The sequence below is a fragment of the Bacteroidetes Order II. bacterium genome (assembly GCA_016788705.1).
GTDB lineage: Bacteria > Bacteroidota > Rhodothermia > Rhodothermales > UBA2364 > UBA2364.
On record JAEUSQ010000036.1, the window covers coordinates 1 to 14,600 of the forward strand.

Genomic DNA, 14,600 nt, shown 5'->3' on the forward strand with positions numbered 1-14,600 from the left:
ACACGGAAATTTTCAATTACATAGCGTGCTCCTACAACCCGAAAAGGAGGCATTCGGCACTGGGGTATCTTTGCCCCGACAAGTTCGAGGAACACTACTTTTCTAACTTAACGCTGTGTCCGTGAAAATGGGACCATGTCACGCAAATCCATACTTTGTTCAAGCAAGTGTGTTGTAAAGGAGCGGTCTAAAGTGTGAACGATGGGATAAGGGTTTACGCCTAACTTAGGCTTTTCGTAAAACTTGCTGTACGTTTCTATCGCTGTATTGTCCGCTTTCTTGCCCTTCAAACAACCCATAACATGGTTGATAAGTTATGAGAGATTTTTGTAATGAGGCAAGTACTTTTGTAGATAAGAAGAGATATTTTTTGGCGCTTTACCTGCTTTTACGAAGTGCGCATAGGGTTATCGCTATCAGCGCGGCTTTCTTGTTGATGATAAGGCTACGCCTCAATGCCGGCCTCTTTCATCAATTCCAAGCCATAATCACGGATAAAGGTAATCACCTCTATCGCTCGTTCACCTTTCGGTGTGAGGCGATATTCCACACGGGGTGGAACCTCTGGATAGACTTTGCGCCCCAGAAATCCATCACGTTCCAATTCACGAAGCTGGGTGGTTAGCATTTTTTGACTGATATGGGGAATGTCCTTATGCAATTCGCTATATCGCATCACCCGATTTTTAAGCCGCCAAAGAATCGGCATCTTCCATGTTCCGCCAATCTGGTCTAAAGCAAACTCTACGGGATTATAGAAGGTTTTGCCTTGGTAATGAAAATCGCCCATACCTTAAGCGTTTGTTTTTATTGATTCCTACTAAAAAGTGCGTTTCATACAATAGTGTACATTCTTTTTTTTACATGGCGTTTGTGTGCAATTTAGGACCATGCTATGAAGCAAGCTTTGCCTTTACAAACCAAAAGGTGAAGTGTTCCCGTCATTTTTTTGAGAAACCAAGATGCAAACAATCCAAGAAGTCCAAAACTACGTTCATTTTCACGGCGCGTCCTCTAAAGGCAAAATCTTAATGGTGGCCAGTTCACCCAGCATTTCTAAACAAACGGGTTGGCCCATCGGGTTTTGGGTAGCTGAACTCACGCACCCCTTGCGCGTTTTCCAAGAAGCAGGATATGAAGTCACGCTTGCCTCTACCGAGGGCGGCAAATTAGAAATGGATAGCTACTCCAATCCTACCGATGCCAGTGGCTACTCGGCACATGATGTCATTTCGCTGGGCTATATGCAACAAGCATGGTTCAAGGAGATGCTGGAAAACACGCCAAAACTGACGGATGTAAACGCATCAGATTATGATGCCATTTTTTTGGTGGGCGGTCAAGGTCCCATGTACACTTTCAGGGGCCATGCAGCCTTAGAAAAGCTTTTTGTGGACTTTTATGAAAGTGGAAAACCAAGCGCTGCTGTCTGCCACTCAACAACCTTGCTTTTAGAAGCGAAAAAGTCAGACGGCGAACTTTTGGTCCATGGCAAAACATGGACAGGCTTTGCCGATGCAGAAGAAGAGTTTGCCGATCAAGCGGTGGGCATGAAAATCCAACCTTATCGCATAGAAACGGAAGCCCGCAAAATCGAAGGAACGACGTTCAAAGTGGCAGCCCCCTTTAGTTCATATGCCATTCAGGATGGCAACCTGATTACAGGTCAGCAGCAAAACAGTGGGGCTGCAGCGGCGGAACTGGTGGTAAAAGCACTCAATCGCTAAGTGTGATGTTGATGCGCGTATTTGGGGTAATGGCAATGTTCCTTTTCGGGAGCATTGCCCATGCCCAATCTGTTGAAACCTATGTAGGGCATAAACGGGTAGGGGTGGACTTGATGTGGTTCAAAAACTTTAAGGACACAGCAGGACAGCGAACGCCTTTTTTGTTTTTCAGCCGCAACCGAGCCAGTATGGATTATGGCAATGCGCCGACGGCTTTTGGCTCGACCAATGCGGTGTCGTACAATTTCAAAAATGGTTTAGGCCTGGTGGTTGTTGGTTCCTTCTTGAACGCAGGCTTTACGCCCAAGGCTGGGGTTCAATGGGTGAAAATGAAGGATAATTTTTTGTTTTTTGGCTGGCTGGTGGCCGATTTGAAGGAAAAAGGTGGTATAGATGGCTTTGGGCTATTTCGTTATCAGCCGAAAATCAACGAGAAATGGAAAGGTTTCGGACAGGCAGAGTTGTTCCCTATTTATAATCCGACAACAAAAACATGGAACCTCACCCAACGCCTACGCCTGGGAGCAAGACATCAGGCTTGGGCAGGTGGCTTGATGATGGACTTTAATCAAACGGGGCAAGACCATTTTACGAAAACCCATAATTTCGGCGCATTTTTGAGGTATGAGTTTTAATTTGCTGTCTTATAAACACGAAGGTCATGATTCTCAAACGTAATTTTAGCCCCCTTAAAGTCTGGGGCTATATCCAAAATCCGACTTTATTTGCCCTTTTCTGGTCAGGCGCAGTTTGGACGATTTTCCGTTTGACAGGCGCAAAAGAGATGGGGCTTAGCTTTACCATCATGGGCGTTTTGGGGTCTGCATTGGCCATTTTTGTTGCTTTTCGGAACCAGAGTGCGTATGCCCGCTGGTGGGAAGCCCGAACCTTGTGGAGCAGTATTTTGGGGGCAAGCCGTGTCTTAGGGCGGCTCATTATTACCTTTACAGATAGCCATGCCCACCAAACCCAATATGACCGTGCGCGGAGCGAAACGTTTAAACGCCGTTTGGTTTATGCCTGTATTGCTTGGGCACATGCCTTGCGGATGCAACTTCGCCAGCAAAATGATTGGGAATCCCTGAAGCCGTTGCTTGAATCCGCCGATTTTGAAGCCTTTAAGACGGCCCATAACAAGCCGTTTTATTTACAGGTGTGGATGGGACAACGGATTTATGAAGCGATGGCAAATGGCACTTTGGGAGGTTTTGATAGTTTTCAGATGGAAGGGCAGCTTTTGAGCTTGGCGAATGCCCAAGCAGGATGTGAGCGTATCAAAAGCACGCCTTTGCCGCGCCAATACGACTTTTTTACGCGGCTTTTTGTGTTGCTCTTTGCCTTGTTACTTCCGTTTGGGCTTTTAGGTTTTTTTACTTCCGAAGCCTTACAACCGGTTTCTTGGCTTATTGTGCCACTTTCTACTGTATTGGCTACTGTTTTCATCATTATGGAGCGAACGGGTGTTGCCAATGAAGACCCATTTGAAAACAAAATTACCGATGTGCCGCTAACGTACATCTGCAATACCATCGAACGCGATTTGCGCGAAAGTTTAGGAGAGGTAAACTTACCCGCAAAAGTAGAACCTGAAAACGGATATTTATTCTAAACGTATGATGAGCAAAAACCGCATCGAAGCCTTCTCGGATGGTGTCATAGCCATTATCATTACGGTCATGGTTTTTGACCTGAAAATCCCTGATTTGGCTGCCCATTTTACCGATGCCGATGTGTGGAATGCCTTTCGAGCGCTTATGCCCAAAATTGGGGCTTATGCCCTGAGCTATGTCGTTTTGGCCATTATGTGGCTCAATCATCACGCCCTCTTCGACCAATTGCCCCATACCACTTCTAAACTGGTTTGGTATAATTCGTTTTTGCTCTTTGCCATGTCGCTCATTCCGGCACCAACCGCTTTTTTGGCCGTCCATCCTTTTTTGCCTCAAGCAGTTATGTTCTATGGGTTTATAATGTTTATGAATGGGCTTGGTTTTTATCTTTTGCGTTGGTATGTGGAAGCCAAAGCCCAATTACTGCCCTATAATCCTTTTATTCAAAGAAGCAACCGTATCACAAGCTTGCTCTATTTGGCTTCTGTGCCATTGGCTTGGGTCTCGGTGTATCTTTCGTTCATCATTTTTATTGGCATTCCAATCTGGTATTTTTTACCAGATAAATTTCACGCCTCTAAATCATCTTAAACATAAGTGTTACGATCCATTATGGATACTCAAGATATAGGGCATCTTGGTAAATAAGTTTATTTGTATAAATGATTGTTTTTAAGATTAAAACTTGGAAATAAACTAAATTCTAACCTAATTTATTTTCATCCTTAATTATTTGCCCCCAAATACATAAATCCTGTAAAATTGGAGATAAGCTTTTGCCAAATTCTGTAAGGCTATACTCAACCTTAGGTGGAACTTGAGTATATACTTTCCTGTAAATTAACCCGTCATTTTCTAATTCCCTAAGCTGCTGTGTAAGCATTTTTTGTGTTATACCGCAAATTATCTTTTTTAATTCTCCAAAACGTTTTTTGCCTATAGAAAGATGTCCTAAAATAACAACCTTCCACTTCCCCCCAATCACATTCATTGCCGTGGTAAGTGGGCAGTCGAAGTATTTTTGTGCATTTTCAATTTTATTTTTCATATAAGTGGTTGTTTTTATTAGATAGTCACTTTTTTGTAAGTATAATACTTATAGGTATCTACTTGCAAATATAACACTGTTAAACGTAATTTGGAACATCAATTTTTAAAATCAAACTAATGATGAACAAATTCAATATTCAATTTATAGCTATCGTTGTTTTTTCTGCGATGCTTTTCAGTTGTAAAACATTTAAACAATCAAACAAAATGGAACAAAAATTTTCAGGAATTGTCGTTTTTGGAGATGGCTTAAACGATATGGGTAAATGGGGAAAATTAACTAACAATCAATATCCACCAGCAGAAGTTGGCTTTTATGAAAGTCGTTGGACAAACGGAAAAGTATGGGTTGAATATTTTTCAGAAAGTCTAAACTTACCCATTTCATTAGATAACAATTTTGCAATGGGCGGTGCAACCACAGGTTTATACAACATCAATGAACCACTAAAACCTGCACTGAAATTAGATGAAAAAACTCCTCTCTTGGGAATGTTGGCACAAGTGCAAACTTACCTTACTTCGAATCCTAAGATTGACGACAAAACCTTGTTTGTACTTTGGGCAGGCGGACACGATATTGGAAACTATCTGGAATATGGACAACCCGATTTAACACAATATCCCCCATCCAGCAATTACAAACAAGCCATTGAACTTTTGGTAAAAGCAGGAGCAAAAAATATTTTTGTAGGCACTATGCCCGATATGGGATATAGTTCAGGCTATTTTGGAACTGATAAGCAAGCCAAGGCATCTGAACTCTGTCAACAATTAAACAAAGGACTTCAAGAAATTGAAGATACTTACAAAAACACACCAGTAAAATTTTTCAAATTTGATGGTGCAGCCGTTTTTGCGAAAGTTGGAATGAACCCTACTGAATATGGCATCAAATACACAGACGCTTATTTACCGATGAACATCATCAACTTTATGAATCCTTTGGAAAGAACGAATGTAGCTATTCCGAACAAAGTAAAAGGTTTAAATCCAGACGAATTTATGAATTGGTGGGCAGTTTCAGCAAGTGCCAAAGTTCATAAAATCATCGCAGGCGAAGCAGTAAAATTTGTATCAGATAAAAAATAATCATAATGTTATGAAGCAATTATATTTCAAAAGCAAAAAGCATATTATAGCAGTTGCGTTAAGCTGGATTTCAGTATTAATCTTACTTCAGTCATATTTTATCCCTAAATTCGGTAAACTTACAGGTCAAAAGTTACTCGATTTTTCTGATTTCAATTCCGAGACAATCAATCAAATTGTGTCTAAATTTGGAGATGCAGGTGTTAATTTATATTTTAAAATTCAATTCTTTGATTTCCTATCTCCCTTATTATTAGGGTTTTTATTGGTTAGCATCTGTTTAACTATCTTAATAAAGAGAGGTATTAAATTTTCATTTATCGGGTATTTTCCATTTTTATTAACCTTATTTGATTTTATTGAGAATGGAATTATCCTTAATATACTCATAAAGTATCCAGAAAAAAATAAGTAGTGAAGTAGCAAATACACTTCTCAGCGTTTCTTCAATAAAAACATTGATCTATTTAACTTCCTTTTTGTTGACACTTGGTTTGATAATTTACTATTTTATAACAAGAAAAATAACAGCTAAATCCAATCATTAAATAATATTATAAAGGCTAAACCTAATGAATTGGTGGGCAGTTTCAGCAAGTGCCAAAGTTCATAAAATCATCGCAGGCGAAGCCGTAAAATTTATTAACTCAAAATAATTAAAAAAATGAATATCGCCATTATTGGAACTGGAAATGTGGGCGGTGCGCTCGCCACACATTGGGCAAATAAAGGGCATACGATTTTCTTGGGGGTACGCGATCCCCAAAACTTTAAAGGGGCAAACCTGCTCCAAAATCCGCATACAACGGTTCATTCGATCCCCGAAGCGGTAAAACGAGCCGAGGTGATTTTACTCTCCACCCCTGCCATGATGGCCGTAGAGGTGGCACAATCCCTGGGTGATACCACTGGAAAAATTGTGATAGATGCCATGAATATCGTCATGGGGCGGGGGCCAGCAGGGTTTTCTAATACCACCGATGCCATTCTGGCGCACACCCCAGCCTGTGATGTGGTGAAATGCTTCAATACAACAGGCTATAACAATATGCAGAACCCAGTTTATGGGGATAACGCGATTGATGCCTTTGTGGCAGGCGATAGCGCAAAAGGCAAGGCACTTGCTACTGAATTGGCATTGGATGCGGGCTTTGCTGCTTGTTACGATGTGGGCGGAAACGATAAATTTCAGCTCATGGAGCAATTCGCGTGGTTCTGGATCAATCTTGCCATGTTCCAAGGACAAGGTCGTGAAATAGGTTTTAAACTCCTAAAGCGGTAAACTGAAGACCACGCTAGGTTTAAACGTGATCTTGTATTGGGGCGTAAAGGATCGTGAGGTGGCTTTGAATTCCGCTTTGGAATACCTTAAGTCCCCAAGTACACCATACGCAGGTCACCAACATAGCGATCTATAAGCGCCCATTCCCCGATTTGCGTTTCGTAATCTTGCTTCAATGTCTCAAAATTCGGACAGATTCTTTCTAAGGCTTGGGTCAAGGTCAAAAGCCTTTTTCGAAATGCAGGCTTAGATGATCATTTACTGATGGCGAATGACCCCAATGAAGGCATTTTAGTCGAAGAAGGACACTTGGTTTTACCCAACTGGGCAGGTTTATGCGTTCGGGCCAAATCTCATGAATAAAGCAGGGTCAAGCAGGTTAATTTGTTTTTCAGGAATGGCGATGCGATTTACGCTAATGGCTTCGGAGTGGGTAAGCGATGCGGAAACCTTGGTGAGTTTTTGTGCGGTTGTTAGTGCAAAGATGTCATAGTGTAAATCTTTCAAAAACAAATTCAAATCGGCTTCTGTATAGCCTTGCATCTCAAAATTTCCTACTTCGAAAATAAGAATGGGTTGTGCGACTTGTAAGAGTGTTTTAGCACCGCGCAAAACAAAAAACTCATAGCCTTCCACATCGCATTTGATGAGTTTCGTTTCAATTAAAGCTGGATATTCTGCGATCATCTCATCTAATACCTTCAATTGAATAGATTGAACGGCTTCTTTTGGGGCTTGGTTGGTTTTATCAATATGCGAAAGCCCTGACATTCGTTCTCCTGAAGCATCTTTTATGCGTAAGGCGACCTGCTCGTTTTGATCCGAAAGCCCAAACGAAAATAAGGTCGTGCCTTTTAACCCCATCCAACGGATTGCCAAAGCAGTGGCACGGGCATAGTATGGATCGGCTTCAAAAGCAAAAACACGCCCTTTTTTTCCAACAGCTTGCTGTAAATAATACGTCCAGTTTGCGCCATTGTCTAAGGCGAGGTCGTTTTCTTTTAAAAAATGAGACAGCAATGCGGTTTCTGGGTCGCGCAGGGCCTCCGAGCGGGCGATCATAACTAACCGCAGGGCTTGGAGGTAAGCCGTAGGCGTTTCACCTAAAAGATTTTAAAGCCATGTTTTAATGCGCGGGAGGTTCATAGAGGCCAGAGGTTTGAGCAAAAGGGAAAGAAGGCAGCAAAATAAAGAGAATTAAACGCGAATCCTCTTCAATAATGGAATTAAGCAGTATTCCTTAAATAATTACACAATTCTATGAGGAATAATTGCTTTATCCAAATGAAACCACATCGCTAATTATTACTTACTAAAAAAGAGCACAAAGAGGTAACCAAAGAAGATCCCTTTCAAGTCACACATCGTTTTAGGCAACGGTGCATGGCTTATTGTTGAATCATGAAGGTAAATCATACCCCAAATTATCACCTTATTCAATAAACGGCGCTAGATGATACATCAATGATTGAATGGGAAAGCGACGGAATCAAAGGGATTGATATTAAAAAGTAGTAGGCCGAAAACCCCTCCTGAATATAACCGACTCTCCCTTGGTCGAACATCTTTAAAAAGTAGCAGATCAACCGATTAAGTTGTCTGCTGTTTTAGAGTGGTGTACTATATTCGGCATCATAAAGAAAAATAATAAGTCAATTTAAGGGCCATACAGAGATCTGTACAAGATATTAGTGGTCATTTTAGGGCAGTCTTTTAGGAGTTACAAAAAAAGTTCAGATAAGCACATATGTTTTTTCATGTGATAATGGCGTACCTTGCCAAAAACATCCGCCCACCGTCCTATTTCAAAACCGTAAACCCGCATAGATGTCCGAAACCGTTCAATTTCCGCCGGAAAAAGGGCCCTCGGCCGATGTACGTAGGCCCATTGTAATAAAGGGTGCTCGGCAACACAACTTGAAAAATGTGGATTTGGTATTGCCCCGGAATAAACTGATTGTGTTTACCGGGCCATCTGGCTCTGGCAAGTCTTCACTCGCTTTTGATACCATTTATGCAGAAGGACAACGGCGCTATACCGAAAGCCTGAGCGCTTATGCCCGCCAGTTTTTGGAGCGTATGGATAAGCCAGACGTGGATAATATTACGGGGCTTTCACCAGCCATCGCCATTGAGCAACGCACCGTAGCCCGAAATCCACGTTCCACGGTTGCTACAACTACGGAAATCTACGACCATTTGCGTTTGCTTTTTGCCCGCATAGGGAAGACGGTTTCTCCGATAAGCGGCGAAGTGGTAACAAAAGACTCGCCTCGCTCGGTAGCGAACGAGTTGGAAGCCATCCTGGAAGAGGGCGCTCGGTTTTATATATGCTTTCCGTTTCCACAGCGTAAAGGCGGTTCCTTGCTCTTGGAACTTCAGGCAATGCAGGCACGTGGTTTTTTTCGGTTTTTGGTGCTCCCAACCTCTAAACAGGCGGAAAAGGGGATCACGGAAACCCTGATAGACCTTAATGAGACACCCCCTGAACAGGTGAAAGCCACCAAAGAACGGCTTTTGGTGTTGGTGGACCGTCTGGCTATGCAGAAGAGAGATGAAGCCCTCCTCTCGCGTATTGCAGACTCGGTTGAGGCGGCTTTCCGGGAGGGAGGAAGCCAATGTGTGGTTAAACGGTTCAGAGATACAACTCAATGGGTCTTTTCGGAGTTGTTCGAGCGCGACGGTATTGTATTCCAGGAGCCTACCCCTCAGTTGTTTTCCTTTAATTCGCCAACAGGTGCTTGTCCAACTTGCCAAGGATTTGGTCGCGTGCAAGGCATAGACGAAAATCTGGTTGTGCCCAATATTAATCTGACGATACGCGAAGGAGCCTTGGCGCCTTTTAATACCGATACTTGGAGGACTTACTATCAAGACTTGCTCTCAGAAGCCTCGAAATACCGATTTCCAATAGATATACCCTATGTAGCGCTAAACACCGAACAAAAAGAATGGCTGTGGAACGGTTATGGGGCCTATATCGGGGTCCGACCTTTTTTTGCATTTTTGGAAAAGAACAATTATAAAATGCACTACCGGATTTACCACGCACGGTTCCGGGGATATACTACGTGTCCCGATTGCAAAGGCCACCGAGTACGGGCAGAGGCACGGTATATACGGGTGGATGATGGTACACCCACTAAAGGCAAAAGTATTGGTGAAGTTTCCGCTTTGACCATCCGAGAAGCACATGATTGGTTTTATGGATTACATCTCACGGCCTTTGAACATGGGGTAGCTGGAAGGGTGATGGAGGAAATCTTGAAACGCCTCCGGTATTTAAATGAGGTGGGGCTGGAATACCTGACCCTAAATCGCTTGTCGCAAACCCTCTCTGGCGGGGAAAGCCAACGAATTAACCTCGCTACATCGCTTGGCTCATCGCTGGTGGGTTCTCTTTATGTCTTGGATGAACCCAGTATTGGGCTACATCCGCGTGATACCGATCGGTTAATCCGGATTTTGGAACACCTACGCGATATCGGAAATACAGTCTTGGTGGTAGAGCACGATAAAGACATGATGGCACGGGCAGACCATATTGTAGATATAGGGCCTGGGGCGGGCAAGTTTGGAGGAGAAATTGTGGCGGCAGGTACCTATGAGGAAGTGATCCAAAACGCGGACTCGTTGACAGGGGCTTATCTTTCCGGTACTAAAAGCATTCCCACGCCTATAACAAGGCGATCGGTGGACCCGGCGCGGATGCTTGTTGTAGAAGGAGCACGGGCCAATAACCTAAAAAACCTTACCGTTCGTTTCCCATTAGGCATTTTTACGGTAGTTACTGGGGTGAGTGGATCTGGAAAATCTACCTTAGTCTATCAAACCTTGTACGGTGGGCTAAAACGTCTGAAAGACAGTTTTTCGGAAGAAGTAGGGGCGCACGAAGCCATACATGGCTCGGAAGCCATAGGGCAGGTAGAAATGGTGGATCAATCTCCGATTGGCCGGACGCCCCGTTCCAATCCTGTAACCTATATGGGGGCATACGATGAAGTCCGCAACCTTTTCGCAGATACTTACCAAGCCAAAATACGCGACTATAAGGCGGGGTATTTCTCCTTTAATGTACCTGGTGGACGATGTGAAACGTGCGAGGGTGATGGGGTGGTGAAAGTGGAAATGCAGTTTCTGGCCGATTTATACCTGACGTGCGAAGCCTGTAAAGGCAAACGGTTTAAACAAGATGTGTTGGATGTACGGTATAAAGATAAAAATATTGACGATGTACTTCGGATGACGGTGGACGAAGCGGTTCTTTTTTTTGCAGATAAGCCTCGCTTAGTAAAAAAACTCAAGGTCATGCAAGATATTGGATTAGGGTATCTGTCTTTGGGGCAACCGGCCAATACCATATCGGGCGGGGAGGCCCAGCGTCTGAAATTAGCCTATTATCTGGCAAGATCTGCTAAAGAACACACTTTGTATATCTTCGATGAACCCACAACTGGTTTACACTTCGACGATATTCAAAAACTATTAGATTCGTTTCAAATGTTGATCAAAAACGGTCATTCCGTAGTTGTTATTGAACATAATTTGGATGTTATCCGGTGTGCAGATTGGGTCATAGATATTGGTCCGGAAGGCGGAGATAAAGGTGGTACCCTTGTAGCCGAGGGAACACCAGAAGTGCTCTCCGAGATTTCGGAAAGCCATACAGGTCGCTTTTTGAAACAGGCAATGACCACCCATAAATGCCAAAAGCCTATGAATGGGGAACTGTAAAATGGAATAAGGGGTCAGAGGGCAAAATTATACACCAATAAAACCATAAGGCTTACAATTGCCGTACAGACCAGCATCAATTTGATGCTACGTGCATACTGTAACATAGTGGGAGATGGTTGGTAGTGAGTATTTCCGAATTAGTTTGTGTCGCACACAGAGTAAAGACGCCCACAATTCATCGCAACATAGCAATCAAAAGTTCATTCTTCAAATGTCATGGCTGCTTTTTTGATGAATCTTGGGTTATTTGTGACAAATACACCAGCGGGAATCCAATATTTTGCGGCTTCCTTTTGATCTTAGACGAACCTAACGTATTGACCCCGCATGGAGCATACACATAGACCTAAACGTATTGCCCTCTTTACTGGAAACTACAACCATGTGGCAGATGGTGTTTCGCTCACATTGAATCGCTTGGTGCGATATTTGGAAGCTCGTGGTTCTAAAGTGATGGTGGTTGCGCCAACCATCGAAAAACCTCCCATTGAAGCAGCGGGGTTATTTCGCCCCGTCCCCTCTATTCCCATGCCCATTCCCAATCGGCAGGAGTACAGGGTGGCTTTTCCAATGTCTATACGCGCCAGACAAGAAGTCATACGCTTTCGCCCACAATTAATCCATATTGCCACGCCCGATCTGCCTGGGCGTAATGCGCTTAAACTTGGACGGAAATTGGGGATCCCCGTTGTTGCTTCCTATCATACCCACTTTAGTTCGTATTTATCCTATTACCACATGGATATGTTGGTGGGACGTTTGTGGCAGTATCTCAAAAGGTTTTATGATCAATGCGACCATGTATATGTGCCCTCGAGTTCTATGGCCGAGGTTTTACGTGAACACGACATCCAGAAAAATATTTTACTCTGGGAACGGGGGGTCGAAACAGACCAGTTCTCGCCAGAGAAAAAGTCGGAAGCATGGCGTATAGCGCATGGGATTGCCCCAAACGAGCCTGTTGTGCTGTTCGTAAGTCGGCTGGTATGGGAAAAGGGCTTGGAGGTGTTTATGCGGGTAGTCCAGCAACTGGAGGCAAAAGGTATTTCGCATAAGAGCGTGATTGTAGGGAATGGTCCTGCGGAGGAAGAGCTGCGCGAGCAGTTACCCAATAGTATTTTTAAAGGGCATTTAGCGGGCGAAGAGCTGGCCATGGCGTATGCGTCGTCGGATGTTTTCCTTTTTCCCAGTACTACCGAGACGTTTGGAAATGTTACCTTAGAAGCCATGTCTTCTGGCTTGCCTACAGTTTGTGCAGATGCGACTGGAAGCAAAGAATTGGTAGCCAATCATAAAACAGGCTTCCTATTGGCGTCTGGCAATGTGGCCCAGTTTTATGAACGTGTAGAAACCCTGATTATCCAAGATGCTCTTAGGAAAGAAATGGGGGCCGCTGCGCGTGAACGGGCCTTATTGTATAGCTGGCCCGAAATCTTGGGGAAGATAGACGGTTATTACGATCAATTACTTTTCCCCGACGCCGAAAAAAGTTTGTTCAACCTTTGACCCCTTCACCACACGTTATCGTGCGTATTTTATTCGTATCGCATCTTTTTCCGCCACAAGACCGACCTGAAGCCAATGTAGGTGGGATGCAGCGGGTGGCAACCGATTTATATGCGGTACTGCAAAAAAGGACGGATCTTTCGTTGCATTCTAAAGTCCTTAGAACGTCTTGGAAGTGGATCGAATGGAACACGGCCCAGTTCTTGGTGGGGTTGTGGCGCAACCTCCCCGAATACATAGAACGTCACCAAATTGAGGTGGTTTTGTTCTCGTCTATGGTTCCTGCCCTCGTTCTTACGCGAATTCATCATAAAATGGCGTCTCTTGGGGTGAAAACCTTTGTCATCGTACATGGACACGATGTGACCATGCGGGCTGTTGTATATCAAAGGTTGGTACATCAGGTCTTTAAGGCGGCAGATGGTATTCTTCCTGTAAGTACGGCCACTGCGGAGGCCTGTTTGGCGCGGGGGCTGTCGCCCGGAAAGTGCCATGTCGTGCATAATGGCATAGACGTATCTCGGTTTACCCAAACGGCTACCCGATTAGAGGCCCGTCATGCACAACTTGAGTTATTGGGCATTTCTGAAGTGCCGGATACCGACCTCATTCTATGTAGTGTAGGACATTTGGTGGAGCGTAAAGGGTTTCACTGGTTTATTGAAGAAGTAATGCCTCTGCTTCCGCCAAGTGTGCATTATTGGTTGGCGGGCGATGGGCCTTATCAAGGAAAAATACGCGAGGCCATCCACCGACATCATCTCGAAGGACGGGTTAGGCTTTTGGGTAGGACGTCAGAGTTTGTCTTGGAAAACCTGTATTCGGGGGCGGATTTGTTTATCATGCCCAATATCCCTGTTGTAGGAGACCTAGAGGGGTTTGGGATGGTATTATTAGAGGCGGGTACTTGTGGTCTTCCTGCTATCGTCTCGGACTTGGAGGGCTTGCATGACGTCATTCATGAAGGAGAAAATGGACATTTTGTACCATCTGGTGATGCCGCCGCCTTTCGGGATAAAATTTTGTTTTATGAAGATCGAGACCAGCTAAAGTCTGCATCCGAGCGGGCAATGGCGTATATTCCGAACGTTTTTTCCTGGGAAAGCGCGGTGGAGCAATACCTTGCCATTTTCCAGCAACATCTTTAATGCTCTTATGTCTTTTATCAAACAAATGAACTACACATACGATACCTTGGAAATTGGGCAACACTTTGCAATGAAGCGCACCCTCAGCATGGAGGAAGTCATGGTTTTTGCACAGGTTACGGGCGATGACAATCCAATTCACGTAGATTATGAATATGCCCAAAATACCCCTTTTGGCAAGCCGATTGTGCATGGCGTTTTTCTGATGGGGCTGGTTTCTAAGGTGCTCGGACGAGATTTTCCGGGGCATGGCAGTGTGGCAGTATCCATAGAAACCAAGTTCTTGCGTCCGGTAGCCGTCGGCGAAGAAGTGACCATCGAGATAGAGGTGCTGGAAAAACTCCCGCGTAATCAGGTAAAGGTTCGAACAGCAGGGTATATCGTCGTGCGTGATCGAAAAAAAATTGCTTTTGATGGGTCGGCAGTTTTGATTCCACCCACCGAATAA

General features: G+C 44.1%; 14 protein-coding genes. 11 read left to right on the top strand and 3 right to left on the bottom strand.

Annotated features, from left to right (window positions below; genetic code table 11):
• Positions 1 to 445 precede the first annotated feature (445 nt).
• Positions 446 to 790 carry a helix-turn-helix transcriptional regulator gene (locus JNN12_08985; protein ID MBL7978463.1) on the bottom strand — a complete coding sequence of 115 codons (345 nt, stop codon included), beginning with the start codon at positions 788 to 790 and terminating at the stop codon, positions 446 to 448.
• Between the two features lie 172 nt (positions 791 to 962).
• Between JNN12_08985 and JNN12_08990 the strand changes: the two genes are divergently transcribed.
• The 4 genes from JNN12_08990 to JNN12_09005 are packed head-to-tail and all read left to right on the top strand — an operon-like array spanning position 963 to position 3,928.
• Positions 963 to 1,727: a type 1 glutamine amidotransferase domain-containing protein gene (locus tag JNN12_08990; GenBank protein ID MBL7978464.1), complete on the top strand. Its 765-nt coding sequence runs from the start codon at positions 963 to 965 to the stop codon at positions 1,725 to 1,727.
• A 5-nt stretch (positions 1,728 to 1,732) separates the two neighbouring features.
• The gene (locus JNN12_08995; protein ID MBL7978465.1) at positions 1,733 to 2,362 is read left to right on the top strand and encodes a hypothetical protein; all 630 of its coding nucleotides are present in this window, start codon (positions 1,733 to 1,735) and stop codon (positions 2,360 to 2,362) included.
• Between the two features lie 26 nt (positions 2,363 to 2,388).
• Positions 2,389 to 3,336, top strand: a complete 948-nt coding sequence (locus JNN12_09000; GenBank protein MBL7978466.1) for a hypothetical protein — start codon at positions 2,389 to 2,391, stop codon at positions 3,334 to 3,336.
• Positions 3,337 to 3,340: 4 nt separating this feature from the next.
• Positions 3,341 to 3,928, top strand: coding sequence for a DUF1211 domain-containing protein (locus tag JNN12_09005; GenBank protein ID MBL7978467.1), 588 nt, complete (start codon positions 3,341 to 3,343; stop codon positions 3,926 to 3,928).
• Positions 3,929 to 4,040: 112 nt separating this feature from the next.
• Here JNN12_09005 and JNN12_09010 read toward each other — a convergent pair whose 3' ends face one another.
• Positions 4,041 to 4,385, bottom strand: coding sequence for a helix-turn-helix transcriptional regulator (locus JNN12_09010; GenBank protein MBL7978468.1), 345 nt, complete (start codon positions 4,383 to 4,385; stop codon positions 4,041 to 4,043).
• A gap of 119 nt (positions 4,386 to 4,504) precedes the next feature.
• On the opposite strand from JNN12_09010, the gene JNN12_09015 reads away from it, so the two are divergent.
• From JNN12_09015 to JNN12_09025, 3 genes are all read left to right on the top strand, one after another.
• Positions 4,505 to 5,479 (top strand): SGNH/GDSL hydrolase family protein, encoded by a 975-nt coding sequence (locus JNN12_09015; protein ID MBL7978469.1) that lies wholly within the window; start codon positions 4,505 to 4,507, stop codon positions 5,477 to 5,479.
• Positions 5,480 to 5,489: 10 nt separating this feature from the next.
• Positions 5,490 to 5,894 (top strand): hypothetical protein, encoded by a 405-nt coding sequence (locus tag JNN12_09020; protein MBL7978470.1) that lies wholly within the window; start codon positions 5,490 to 5,492, stop codon positions 5,892 to 5,894.
• Positions 5,895 to 6,143: 249 nt separating this feature from the next.
• Positions 6,144 to 6,761 carry an NAD(P)-binding domain-containing protein gene (locus JNN12_09025; protein MBL7978471.1) on the top strand — a complete coding sequence of 206 codons (618 nt, stop codon included), beginning with the start codon at positions 6,144 to 6,146 and terminating at the stop codon, positions 6,759 to 6,761.
• A gap of 333 nt (positions 6,762 to 7,094) precedes the next feature.
• Here the strand turns inward: JNN12_09025 and JNN12_09030 are convergent, their stop codons facing one another.
• Positions 7,095 to 7,823, bottom strand: coding sequence for an FkbM family methyltransferase (locus JNN12_09030; protein ID MBL7978472.1), 729 nt, complete (start codon positions 7,821 to 7,823; stop codon positions 7,095 to 7,097).
• A 765-nt stretch (positions 7,824 to 8,588) separates the two neighbouring features.
• On the opposite strand from JNN12_09030, the gene uvrA reads away from it, so the two are divergent.
• From uvrA to JNN12_09050, 4 genes are all read left to right on the top strand, one after another.
• Positions 8,589 to 11,495: an excinuclease ABC subunit UvrA gene (uvrA, locus tag JNN12_09035; GenBank protein ID MBL7978473.1), complete on the top strand. Its 2,907-nt coding sequence runs from the start codon at positions 8,589 to 8,591 to the stop codon at positions 11,493 to 11,495.
• A 330-nt stretch (positions 11,496 to 11,825) separates the two neighbouring features.
• The gene (locus tag JNN12_09040; protein MBL7978474.1) at positions 11,826 to 13,004 is read left to right on the top strand and encodes a glycosyltransferase family 1 protein; all 1,179 of its coding nucleotides are present in this window, start codon (positions 11,826 to 11,828) and stop codon (positions 13,002 to 13,004) included.
• Positions 13,005 to 13,024: 20 nt separating this feature from the next.
• A complete protein-coding gene (locus JNN12_09045; GenBank protein ID MBL7978475.1) occupies positions 13,025 to 14,152 on the top strand; it encodes a glycosyltransferase family 4 protein in 1,128 nt (375 codons plus the stop codon).
• A 25-nt stretch (positions 14,153 to 14,177) separates the two neighbouring features.
• Positions 14,178 to 14,600 carry a MaoC family dehydratase gene (locus tag JNN12_09050; protein MBL7978476.1) on the top strand — a complete coding sequence of 141 codons (423 nt, stop codon included), beginning with the start codon at positions 14,178 to 14,180 and terminating at the stop codon, positions 14,598 to 14,600.

What these genes read in the sequence shown, in the direction of transcription:
- JNN12_09020 (MBL7978470.1), top strand. Translation starts at nt 5,490, where the DNA reads ATGAAGCAATTATATTTCAAAAGCAAAAAGCATATTATAGCAGTTGCG.
- JNN12_08990 (MBL7978464.1), top strand. Translation starts at nt 963, where the DNA reads ATGCAAACAATCCAAGAAGTCCAAAACTACGTTCATTTTCACGGCGCG.
- JNN12_09030 (MBL7978472.1), bottom strand. Translation starts at nt 7,823, where the DNA reads ATGATCGCCCGCTCGGAGGCCCTGCGCGACCCAGAAACCGCATTGCTG.
- JNN12_09040 (MBL7978474.1), top strand. Translation starts at nt 11,826, where the DNA reads ATGGAGCATACACATAGACCTAAACGTATTGCCCTCTTTACTGGAAAC.
- JNN12_09025 (MBL7978471.1), top strand. Translation starts at nt 6,144, where the DNA reads ATGAATATCGCCATTATTGGAACTGGAAATGTGGGCGGTGCGCTCGCC.
- JNN12_08985 (MBL7978463.1), bottom strand. Translation starts at nt 790, where the DNA reads ATGGGCGATTTTCATTACCAAGGCAAAACCTTCTATAATCCCGTAGAG.
- JNN12_08995 (MBL7978465.1), top strand. Translation starts at nt 1,733, where the DNA reads ATGTTGATGCGCGTATTTGGGGTAATGGCAATGTTCCTTTTCGGGAGC.
- JNN12_09000 (MBL7978466.1), top strand. Translation starts at nt 2,389, where the DNA reads ATGATTCTCAAACGTAATTTTAGCCCCCTTAAAGTCTGGGGCTATATC.
- JNN12_09015 (MBL7978469.1), top strand. Translation starts at nt 4,505, where the DNA reads ATGATGAACAAATTCAATATTCAATTTATAGCTATCGTTGTTTTTTCT.
- JNN12_09050 (MBL7978476.1), top strand. Translation starts at nt 14,178, where the DNA reads ATGAACTACACATACGATACCTTGGAAATTGGGCAACACTTTGCAATG.
- uvrA (MBL7978473.1), top strand. Translation starts at nt 8,589, where the DNA reads ATGTCCGAAACCGTTCAATTTCCGCCGGAAAAAGGGCCCTCGGCCGAT.
- JNN12_09010 (MBL7978468.1), bottom strand. Translation starts at nt 4,385, where the DNA reads ATGAAAAATAAAATTGAAAATGCACAAAAATACTTCGACTGCCCACTT.
- JNN12_09005 (MBL7978467.1), top strand. Translation starts at nt 3,341, where the DNA reads ATGATGAGCAAAAACCGCATCGAAGCCTTCTCGGATGGTGTCATAGCC.